Origin of the sequence: Robertmurraya korlensis (assembly GCF_023715225.1) — a bacterium.
In the GTDB taxonomy this organism is placed as follows: Bacteria; Bacillota; Bacilli; order Bacillales; family Cytobacillaceae; genus Robertmurraya_A.
This window is the reverse complement of record NZ_JAMBNS010000162.1, coordinates 1-381: the sequence shown is the minus strand read 5'-3', so window position 1 is coordinate 381 and position 381 is coordinate 1. Positions and strand designations below refer to the sequence as shown.

Sequence of the window (381 nt, the reverse complement as noted above, 5' to 3'; positions counted from 1 at the left end):
ATGATAAAGACTGGTGCTGGGTCATTGATCCATTAGATGGTACCCACAACTTTATTCATGGTTTGCCGCATTTTTGTGTCTCAATCGGGGTGCAAAAAAATGGCGTCACCGAACATGGTATCATCTATGACCCAGTGCGTGATGAGATGTTCTCAGCCAGTCGTGGTAAAGGCGCGCGTCTCAACCAACGCCGTATCAGCGTCAGTGAGCATAAAACCATTGATGGCGGCTTTTTTACCACAGGTCATCCGCTTGAGCGTAACCGCGCGGAAGGTAAAGTATCGTATGCCAAAGAGCATTTTGAAAGCTTACAAAAAATCTGCGAACAAGGCGGTCAAGTGCGCCGTGTGGGTTCAGCCGCGTTGGATTTGGCATATGTAG

Annotated in this window: 1 protein-coding gene; it reads left to right on the top strand. The window is 48.3% G+C overall.

Annotated features, from left to right (window positions below; genetic code table 11):
* Nucleotides 1-381: inositol monophosphatase family protein (locus M3175_RS26210; protein ID WP_285852460.1), on the top strand; the 381-nt coding region annotated here is incomplete at both ends.